Source organism: Arsenophonus endosymbiont of Bemisia tabaci Q2, from assembly GCF_902713415.1.
GTDB lineage: Bacteria > Pseudomonadota > Gammaproteobacteria > Enterobacterales > Enterobacteriaceae > Arsenophonus.
Map to the genome: position 1 here is coordinate 1 of NZ_CACTIE010000157.1, position 10,063 is coordinate 10,063.

Below are 10,063 nucleotides of genomic sequence, written 5' to 3' on the forward strand. Positions count from 1 at the left end.
GGTCCTAATTGGTTAAGTTTATTTAGTACCATGCTACGGATCTGCTGGCGAACAATTTTGCCACAAACAAATCCAACAGTTTCTCGTATAAAATTAATTATTGCTCTTACAATAAATACACAAATGAGTAATGAAAATTGAACAAGTAGTTGTTCTCTCGATACATTGTCTATAATTAATGCTTGTAAAATGGTGGCTTTTAGCCACGCTTGGGTAACGATCAGTAGGCCACTAATCATTCTCAGTAACATGGATAAGCGTAGCCAGTGTTTTGCTGGTGCTGATTGTTGTTTCAACCATTTAAGCAGTTCACTTTGTTTTTGTTTATCCATAGTGATGATTTTATATACCGGCGTTAAGTTAATTATTACAACGGGTTGATATTAATTTTATCTAATATCAACTTTAGAGGTATGTTACAGCTAAAAAGGCGCTATTTCGCCAGCGCCTGCTAAAGAACTTTATTAAATTATTATAATTTGTAACATTTATTTGCGATATAATGCATCTAAATAACGTTCGGCGTCAAGGGCGGCCATACAACCAGTACCTGCTGAGGTAATCGCTTGACGATAGATATGATCCATAACATCACCAGCAGCGAAAACACCTTCAACTGAGGTTTGGGTCGCATTGCCTTTAGTCCCAGATTGCACTTGAATATAGCCATTTTCTAACACTAATTGATCGGCAAAGATACTTGTATTGGGGGTATGGCCAATAGCGATAAATACGCCAGTCACGGAAAGCATCTCTATGTTGTCATTTTGGGTTGAACGTAAATTGATTCCAGTGACACCACTATTGTCACCTAATACTTCATCGAGAGTAAAATTGGTATGTAATACAATATTGCCAGTTTTTACTTTTTCCATCATCCGCTGAATAAGAATTTTTTCAGCTCGAAATGTTTCACGTCGATGAATAACATGGATTTCTGAAGCGATATTTGATAGGTAAAGAGCTTCTTCAATAGCGGTATTTCCACCCCCCACAACAGCAACTTTTTGTTTTCGATAGAAAAAACCATCACAGGTAGCACAGGCTGAAACACCACGACCTTTAAAGGCTTCTTCAGAAGGAAGACCCAGATAGCGAGGTGAGGCGCCGGTAGCGATAATAAGTGCATCGCAGCTATATATTCCCTTATCGCCAGTCAGTTGGAACGGCCGTTGCTGCAGATCAACCTTATGAATGTGATCATTAATAATGTTTTCTTCTGTCGCAAATTTTTTAGTATGTTGCAGCATCCGTTCCATCAACACCGGCCCCATTAATTCGGAATGATCCCCAGGCCAATTTTCAACTTCGGTGGTTGTGGTTAATTGTCCGCCTGGTTGAACGCCGGTGATTAATACCGGACTTAAGTTTGCTCGGGCGGCATAAATTGCTGCTGTATAGCCAGCTGGGCCAGATCCTAGAATAACAAATTTACTATGATTGGTGGTGTTCATAGATGCTCCATTTTTTAAGAATATTTATTCAATATGGCGATTGTAGGAGATTAGAAAAATTAAAAAAAGTAAATTGAATTAAAAGATGATAAGGAATAGTCATTTTTATTAGCTTGTCTTTAACATTTTATTAAGGCAGCAAGTCATGAAAAAAGATTATTTTTCGTGAAAAAACGTTTTAAGTTGATAATTTTCCTTATGTCTTATTGACAATATGTTAATAAGACATTCGTTTCCATATGATGTTCTGATTTTATTCATAATCTTTGACAATCGGTTGTGTATTTGAGAAAACATCTTGTAGCATTAATTACCTCATTTAATTAATGGAAATTAAACATCATTTAAACAAATAGATAAATATCCTACTTTTCATTATCAAATTGAAAACTAACCAGATGATTTATCTACAAGATGAATTATACTACTAAATACTAATGGTCAGGCGGAGTTTAACCTTATTGCATCTTTTCCAATTCAATCATAAGAAAAGAAAATAGGGAATGTAATGGGTATAAAAAATAGATAAAAGAGAGATAACGAAATGATTGATAACAAAAAGCGTCCAGGAAAAGATCTTGATCGTATAGATAGGAACATACTGAATGAATTACAAAAGGATGGTCGTATTTCTAATGTAGAGCTTTCTAAGAAAGTAGGGTTATCACCAACACCTTGTTTGGAACGCGTGCGCCGGTTGGAACGTCAAGGTTTTATTTCAGGTTATACTGCTTTATTAAATCCACACTATCTCAATGCATCTTTGTTGGTTTTTGTTGAGATTACCTTGAACCGTGGTGCTGCGGATGTTTTTGAAGAGTTTAATGCCGTTGTGCAAAAACTGGAGGGAATTCAGGAATGTCATTTAGTCTCTGGGGATTTTGATTATTTACTTAAAACACGTGTTCCTGATATGTCTGCTTATCGTAAATTGTTAGGAGAGACTTTACTTCGTCTTCCAGGTGTCAATGACACGCGTACTTATGTAGTAATGGAAGAGGTAAAACAGAGTAATCGTTTGGTCATTAAGATACGCTAATCAAATAGATGCAAAACTGGAAAAGTTAGGTAAACTCCTGTTTATGTATACAGTTTCAACGCTGAGCATTACTCAGCGTTGTTCCTTTCAATCAACAGGAAAAACCTGGAGTGTTAGTTTTGGGCCAGGAATATACAGAAGACAAAAATATTAAGTTAAAAAAGATAAGTAATGGCAAAATACTGACAGAGATTATTTTACTTATAATTACTATCTGGGCGATTTTTTTAGTGGTGGCCCTGATAAGTTTTCATCCCTCGGATCCTAGCTGGTCGCAGACCATTTGGAATGAATCGATTAAAAATTTAGCTGGCGGTATTGGTACTTGGTTAGCGGATATTCTTTTCTCTGTTTTTGGCATTTTAGCCTATGCTATACCATTAGTTATGTTGTTAGGATGTTGGAATGTATTTAAAGATATTGATAACCAGAATTGTCTGGATTTTTTTGTCCTTTCCTTACCCCTGATCGGTGGGTTGGCGCTAATAATTACATCGTGTGCTCTTGCATCACTTAATATTGATGATTTACCTAATTTTTCCTCTGGCGGAATTATTGGTAGTGTTTTTAGTAATGCCATCTTGCCTTGGTTTAATATTTTAGGAACAACCTTAGCGTTACTTTGTATATGGGCAGTTAGTTTCACCTTATTTACCGGTTGGTCATGGTTGACGATTGCGGAAAAGATTGACGCACTAGTTTTAGCAACCATATCACTAATCACTAATCGTACTCGTAGAAATAACAACCGTCAGACAACAGAAGCTTATGTTTCACCTCATCCAGCTAAATTGTACGATGGCACCAATGTAGATTATATCGATCCCGATGATGTACTTTTTTCAGCTTCGCCAATTAGTCAGCTAGCGAAAGAGGAATTGAGCAATAATAAAAACCATGAATTGCATGGTGAAAAGGGATCCACTCTCATGCCTGATGAAACTGAAGTTGGTTTTGATATTCAATCAGCAACGCTGGACAAATATGATGAAGATATCTTTAGCAAACCTTCAGATATACCTGTTCCAATGGATGATGATGTTAATCTAAATAAACCGATAGATGCTAATACCGTTACTCAAATTAGCGAGCAAGATAAAACCGCAAATCTAAGTGAAACATTAATATCATCGGTAACAAAAATAGATACCGAGGTTGACCCTAGTACTGCTTTCACGCCAGTAAAATCGTAAATTAAAAAGGGAATTGGCCCAGAATTTACACGTCCTAATCCTGTTTGTTTACCAACGCGACGTGAACTTTACGGCAATCGTCTAACGACACAAAAAGAGCAGCAATTGGCTGCCGATCAAAACGCTTATCAAAATTCAGTAACGCAACCGGATGGTGCTGAGTTTAGTATTGATGATTGGAATGAAGATAAATTACGTGAACAGTTTTTGCAGCAGCAAAATAAACGTTATAACACTGATATAACTAACAATCTTAATCCGCCAACAAATAGAATTGATGACAAGGACAAACCGATTAGATCAGATGAGGCAGAATTAAATAGATCAGTTGAAAGCCAGCCGCATATAGAGCATAAATGGCCATTGGCAGAAGATAGAGAGGTATGGCAGAAGCAACTAGCAAAAGAGGTCACCGAAATACCGCTATCTACTAAGGATAAAAAACAAAAAGTCGAACAAACATTACCCGGAGCAGGGAAGTCTTTTTCATCCTTTTCTGGTATAGCTAAGCGACTTAATTTTGATTACACCATATTGAGTGCGAAAAAAATATCTGTGTCGCATCCGAGCGCTCTTTTTTTACATTTAGCTTGTGCCCATTTATGTTCAATTGGATTAAGATCTGGCGAATAGGTAGGCAAATATTCCACCATATGCCCCGCATCGATGATGACTTGTTGAATACTCTGTTTCTTGTGAAAAGTTGCATTATCCATCATGATTACACTGTTTTTAGGAAGTACTGGGATAAGGACTTGGGTGACCCATGCATAGAAAACATCGCTGTTAATATTGATATCAAATAATCCGATAGCAAACAGCGTTGTGCCCAATAAAGCGCCGATAACATTTGTTCTTCCTTTAGCTCCCCAGTTCTTGAGACCAACACACCGTTGACCTTTCGGGGAATAGCCGTGAGTCCGCGGGGTATCGTGTGAAAAACCACTTTCATCAATAAAAACAATATGCTTGCCTTCTTTTTCATACTGTTGTTTTTTTGTTGAAACGTTTGTCGAGTGTTTTCGTCGGCTTTCGGATGACGTAGAGTTTTTTTATAGGTCAATCCCATTTTTTTAAGAGCTTGCCAAATAGCCTTCTGACAAACGCCAAAACGCTCTGCACGCTCTTTTTGGTAAGCATCTGGATATTGTTCAACATCTTTTATCAACTCGGATTTATCGATTTTTCGCTGACGCGTAGTCGATGCTTTTGGCTCTATTTGATTAATCCAACGCGATACAGATGCAGAGCCAATCCGAAATTGCTTCGCTGTTTCTCGGATACTCAACCCTTCTTCTTCCATCGTAAATATCACTTTACGTCTAAAATCAATTGAATAGCTCATATAAATAATGTCATCAAAATTAAGTCGCTTAGCTATATATTGGAGAAAAACATATATTTTGTAATCAAAATTAAGACACTTAGCTATAAGCTAGATGGTTTGCTATGATATTATTACATTTTATTTTTTTATCGTTCGCGTTGTTCAAACTGTATACTTGTTCTATATTTTTGTACTATTAAGTAAGCTTTAATGCTGTAATTTTCGTATCTTGATAAAAAGAAAAAGTGACTTTAAACTCGACACTCCTTTACATAAGAAGGATTTTTCGGCATTATCTTGCCGGTAAAAACGTGGTGATTAACTCAGAGGATTAGATGGCCAAAGAAGACAATATTGAAATGCAAGGTACAATAATAGATAGTCTGCCCAATACCATGTTCCGTGTTGAACTAGAAAATGGACACGTAATTACTGCGCATATTTCTGGTAAAATGCGCAAAAATTATATCCGTATTCTGACGGGCGACAAAGTGACTGTCGAGTTAACACCTTATGATCTGAGTAAAGGCAGAATCATCTTTCGTAGCCGTTGATCGTCACTTCTCTCAGGCTCTTGCCATAGACGATTAGAATATCGTTTATGGTTATAAACCATCTGTAATTAAATTATTGCATTCTCTGGTTTAGTTTTATGCATACCTTCAAAATGGTAAGTTAATTTTTGCGTCTTCTTATTCAGATCGATCTTAACAGCACCACCGTGACTCAACTGCCAAAATAAAAGTTCACTAGCTAAAGGTTTTTTAAATTATCCTGGATCACTCTTGCCATCGGCCTGGCTCCCATCGCCTTATCATAACCTTTAGCACAAAGTCATTGACGTGCCGCATTACTCATTTCAATTGATACACCTTTTTCATCAAGTCGCGCTTGTAACTCAACAATAAACTTATCAACAACTTGAGCAATAATTTCTGGTGTTAAACCATTAAACCAAATTATGCCATCCAATCGATTACGAAACTCAGGCGCGAAAATTCGTTTTATCTCTGATAATGCATCGGTACTATTATCCTGCTCAGTAAAACTAATCGATTTACGTTGTGTTTCTTGCACACCCGCATTAGTGGTCATCACCAAGAGAACATTACGAAAATCAGCCTTACGGGCATTATTATCGGTTAAAGTAGCATTATCCATCACTTGTAATAAAAGATTAAATACATCAGAATGTGCCTTTTCTATTTCATCTAATAAAACGACCCAATAAGGATGTTTTATAACCGCATCTGTCAATAAACCACCTTGATCAAAGCTTACATATCCTGGTGGAGCACCAATTAGCCGACTAGACTAACTGTATGACGTTCCATATATTCTGACATATCAAAACGCAACAATTTAATATCTAATGCCTTTGCCAGTTGCACAGTGACTTCTCTCTTACCGACACCAGTTGGCCTAGCAAATAAAATGCGCCAATAAGTCTGTGGCTACTACCTAACCCCGCTCGATTCATTTTAATCGCTTCGCTGAGGGTTTGAATAGCTTGCTCTTAACCAAATACTAGCAATTTCAATCTATTTATCTAAATTTTTCAATCGCTCTTTATCGCTAGAAGAAACTGTTTTTTCAGGAATCCGGGCAATGAGGGAAACAACTGATTCTATCTCTGGTACCCCAATTGTTTTTTTATATCGGTTTTTTGGCATCAAATGCGTTCTTGCACCCGCTTCATCAATAACATTGATTACTTTATCCGCTAAATGGCGATCTGTAATATATTTTACTGATAAATCAACCGCTGCTTTAATCGCTTTGGGACTATAACGAACATTATGGTGAGCTTCATACTTAGCTCGTAATCCATTAATAATCTGTACCGTTTCGTCAGCAGAAGGTTCGACGATATCAATTTTTGGAATCGTCTTGCCAGCGCACGATCTTTCTCAAATATATGACTAAATTCTTTGTAGGTAGTTGAACCCATTACCCGGATCCGGCCACTCGATAGTAATGGCTTAATCAGATTAGCCGCATCAACTTGTCCGCCAGATGCCGCTCCAGCACCAATAATCGTATGGATTTCATCAATAAAAAGAATACTTTTTCATCTTTTTCTAACACATTTAATAATGGCTTAAACCGCTTTTCGAAATCACCACGATACTTAGTACCCGCCAGTAGTGAACTGATATCCAGGGCATAAATAGTGCAATCTTTCATTACTTCCGGGATATCATTTTGTATGATACGCCATGCTAGCCCTTCCGCAATCGCTGTTTTAACTACCCCGGATTCACCGATTAATAGCGGATTATTCTTTCGGCGCCGACAAAGAACCTGGATCGTTCTCTCCAGTTCCAGCTGACGCCCAATTAAAGGATCAACTTTGCCAGCTTTTGATAATTGGTTAAGGTTGGTAGTAAAGCTATCCATCCGTTCTTCAACGTCAATAGCTTCTTCATTCTGATAAGCGGCATTAATAGAATCGGAATGGCTATTATCAGCCTCACTACTTTTGACCATGCCATGAGAAATAAAATTAACAACATCAAGCCGACTCAGATCGTGTTTACGCAATAAAAATAAATAGGCTGCCTGAGACTCTTGTTCGCTAAATATAGCAACCAGCACATTAGCACCAGTAACTTCATTACGCCCAGATGACTGCACATAAAACATTGCACGCTACAATACTCGCTGAAAACTTAACGTAAGTTGAGTATCCCGACTCTCATCCTCAGGCAATAATGGTGTTGTTTATGAAATAAAATGCTCCAATTCCTGTAGCAATACAACAAGGTCAACTTTGCAAGCTTCTAAGGCTTCCCTCTGGCCGATGTATTACTGAGTAACGTCAGCAATAGATGCCCAACCGTCATAAATTCATGCCTGCTATCTTTTGCCTTGGCAAAAGCTACATTAAGACTAAGTTCAAGTTCTTGGTTAAGCATAATCACCTCCCTATAAATTAGTCTAATCAAACTTCTTCTATCGTGCAAAGTAATCGATATTCATGTTCTCTTCGATAAATATTAACTTTTGCGGCCTTTCTTTCTGCAACCTCAGCAGTATAAACCCCACAAATCCCTTTCCCGTAAAAATGAACATCCAACATGATTTGTGTGGCTTGCCTTTCATCAAATGAAAAGTATTTTTTACACTCGTATTACAAAATCCATTCGTGTGAAATCATCATTATTCAAAATCACCTTATACATTGAAGGTGTTTGTAAAGCATGTTCCACTTTTTCCTTGAACCTGACATCCGTCTGATAATCTGATTGGCACTCACTCATTATTTAAAAATCCAATTAAATATTTTAATTATACATTATTCTTAATTTATCACTTTGATCCCATTTGTGACCAATCATCCTTAAAAAAGTAAATAATAAAAAACAGTGACCTATAGCGTTATCTAAATCAAATTTTAGCAACTGAACCAGTTTCTACGAATAGAGTACACTTGACGCCATATATCTTTTTAATACAGTATATGTTATGAACAAGCAATTTTTAATTAGCTGCAATATGAAATAAGCTGTTCACAGGCACTTGTTTGACAAAACCCCATTATGAAGGATGATGTATGGAGACAGGTACAGTTAAGTGGTTTAATAATGCTAAAGGTTTTGACTTCATCTGCCCCGAAAATGGTGGCGAAGATATTTTCGCACACTATTCCAGTATCTAGATGGAAGGGTACCGTACATTGAAAGCTGGACAAAAGGTCAATTTTAGTTCAACTAAAGGGCCTAAGGGTAACCATGTCAGCCTTATTATTCCTGTAGAAAATCAATAGGTTGGTTTTCATTGCCTTTAATCATTTGCTATTTTAATTATTGCTCCGCTTTGCTCCCAAGCTTCTTTTGGGAGCATATAAATATTTACTACTATTCCCTTGCCAAAGCATCTACCGGTTTTAACTTTGCCGCGTTGCGGGCGGGTAAAAAAACAAAAATGAGGCCAATGATGGTTGAGCAAACTAGAGCGCCAAGCAGTGGCATTAGGCTAAAAGCAAACTGCCAATCCGGTAATATAGCTGGGCGACTTTAAAATGATTACAAGTAATTACTCTATATCAGTCAATTTATGTTGGAGAAAAACATATATTTTGTAATCAAAATTAAGATGCTTAGCTATAGTAAGTGCGCAATAAGCGCCACGATATAAGAGATTAAAATCCCTACAACACCACCAAACAAACAAATAAAAATTGCCTCTATCAAAAATTATTGCATAATATCGCTATTTAGAGCACCGATTGCTATGCGAATACGAATTTCTTTCGTCCGTTTGGTTACTGAAACCAGCATGATATTCATCACACCGATACCACCGACTAGCAACGAAATAATCGCCACTAATGTTAAAAATAACTGTAGCGTATTGGTCGTTTTTTCTATCGTTTTAATCAATGTATCGAAGTTATAGGTAAAAATATCCTTTTTACCATGCAATACCGTTAACAATCGTGTCAATTGTTGTTCTGCTTCTAACGAGCTATACCCCTGTTTGATCCTAATATAAAGATTATCAAAATAAGAGCGATTCATCAGACGACTACTCATCGTAGTATAAGGCATGGAGATCTGTAGCATATTGTTATTGCCATAAACTGACTTTTGCTCAGCCGCCACCCCAACAATAGTAACAGGCATATTGCCGACTAATATTATTTCACCAACAACCTGTTTCTGCTTAGGAAAAACATATCCTTGGTATTTTGATCAATAACAATCACCTGTCCATGGTGTGCTTAACCATATCGCTGGTCAAAATTATACTTTCGCTCATTGACATGGAATAAACATCGAAATATGACTCTCCAACCCCAAATGCACTGCCTGCTGCATTCCGATTACCATAACCTAAGCGAACATCAGTACTCATTTTACCTGATATATAGCTAAGGGACTTAATTTTGATTACACCATATTGAGTGCGAACAAAATATCTGTGTCGCATCCGAGCGCTCTTTTTTTTGCATTTAGCTTGTGCCCATTTATGTTTAATTGGATTAAGATCTGGCGAATAGGTAGACAAATATTCCACCATATGCCCCGCATCGATGATGACTTGT

7 protein-coding genes and 7 pseudogenes are annotated in these 10,063 nt (G+C 37.1%); 5 read left to right on the plus strand and 9 right to left on the minus strand.

All coding sequences use genetic code 11. The features are described 5' to 3' along the window. Both ARSQ2_RS08545 and trxB read right to left on the minus strand, forming a co-directional pair. Positions 1-332: pseudogene (locus ARSQ2_RS08545) on the minus strand (heme ABC transporter permease/ATP-binding protein CydD); the annotation flags it as partial. A gap of 156 nt (positions 333-488) precedes the next feature. Continuing rightward, positions 489-1,454, minus strand: coding sequence for a thioredoxin-disulfide reductase (trxB, locus tag ARSQ2_RS08550; protein ID WP_181995036.1), 966 nt, complete (start codon positions 1,452-1,454; stop codon positions 489-491). Between the two features lie 544 nt (positions 1,455-1,998). Between trxB and lrp the strand changes: the two genes are divergently transcribed. From lrp to ARSQ2_RS08565, 3 genes are all read left to right on the plus strand, one after another. Continuing rightward, a complete protein-coding gene (gene lrp / locus ARSQ2_RS08555; protein WP_181995037.1) occupies positions 1,999-2,493 on the plus strand; it encodes a leucine-responsive transcriptional regulator Lrp in 495 nt (164 codons plus the stop codon). Positions 2,494-2,612: 119 nt separating this feature from the next. Continuing rightward, positions 2,613-3,686, plus strand: a complete 1,074-nt coding sequence (locus ARSQ2_RS08560) for a DNA translocase FtsK 4TM domain-containing protein (protein WP_181995038.1) — start codon at positions 2,613-2,615, stop codon at positions 3,684-3,686. 105 nt (positions 3,687-3,791) lie between these two features. Continuing rightward, complete coding sequence (locus tag ARSQ2_RS08565; RefSeq protein ID WP_181995039.1) at positions 3,792-4,319, plus strand: hypothetical protein; 528 nt, start codon at positions 3,792-3,794, stop codon at positions 4,317-4,319. Here ARSQ2_RS08565 and ARSQ2_RS08570 read toward each other — a convergent pair. Beyond that, positions 4,211-4,651: an IS630 family transposase gene (locus ARSQ2_RS08570; RefSeq protein ID WP_238334227.1), complete on the minus strand. Its 441-nt coding sequence runs from the start codon at positions 4,649-4,651 to the stop codon at positions 4,211-4,213. The genes ARSQ2_RS08565 and ARSQ2_RS08570 overlap by 109 nt on opposite strands. 68 nt (positions 4,652-4,719) lie before the next feature. Further along, positions 4,720-5,031 (minus strand): annotated as a pseudogene (locus ARSQ2_RS13020) (IS630 transposase-related protein); the annotation flags it as partial. A 317-nt stretch (positions 5,032-5,348) separates the two neighbouring features. Between ARSQ2_RS13020 and infA the strand changes: the two are divergent. Next, on the plus strand, positions 5,349-5,567 hold the full coding sequence (gene infA, locus ARSQ2_RS08580) for a translation initiation factor IF-1 (protein WP_129108862.1): 219 nt from the start codon (positions 5,349-5,351) through the stop codon (positions 5,565-5,567). Positions 5,568-5,635: 68 nt separating this feature from the next. Here infA and clpA read toward each other — a convergent pair. Together clpA and clpS are read right to left on the minus strand one after the other, a co-directional pair. Continuing rightward, a pseudogene (clpA, locus tag ARSQ2_RS08585) lies at positions 5,636-7,931 on the minus strand (ATP-dependent Clp protease ATP-binding subunit ClpA). Between the two features lie 26 nt (positions 7,932-7,957). After that, positions 7,958-8,276, minus strand: a pseudogene (gene clpS / locus ARSQ2_RS08590) (ATP-dependent Clp protease adapter ClpS). A gap of 293 nt (positions 8,277-8,569) precedes the next feature. Here clpS and cspD point away from each other — a divergent pair. Next, positions 8,570-8,782 (plus strand): annotated as a pseudogene (cspD, locus tag ARSQ2_RS13030) (cold shock domain-containing protein CspD). Positions 8,783-8,873: 91 nt separating this feature from the next. Here cspD and ARSQ2_RS14950 read toward each other — a convergent pair. The 3 genes and pseudogenes from ARSQ2_RS14950 to ARSQ2_RS15270 all read right to left on the minus strand — a co-directional run. After that, positions 8,874-9,020, minus strand: a pseudogene (locus ARSQ2_RS14950) (FtsX-like permease family protein); the annotation flags it as partial. Positions 9,021-9,125: 105 nt separating this feature from the next. Then, positions 9,126-9,727 (minus strand): annotated as a pseudogene (locus ARSQ2_RS14955) (FtsX-like permease family protein); the annotation flags it as partial. Then, a partial coding sequence (locus ARSQ2_RS15270) for a hypothetical protein (protein ID WP_276529427.1) occupies positions 9,721-10,063 on the minus strand: 343 nt, incomplete at its 5' end. The gene ARSQ2_RS15270 and the pseudogene ARSQ2_RS14955, both read right to left, overlap by 7 nt.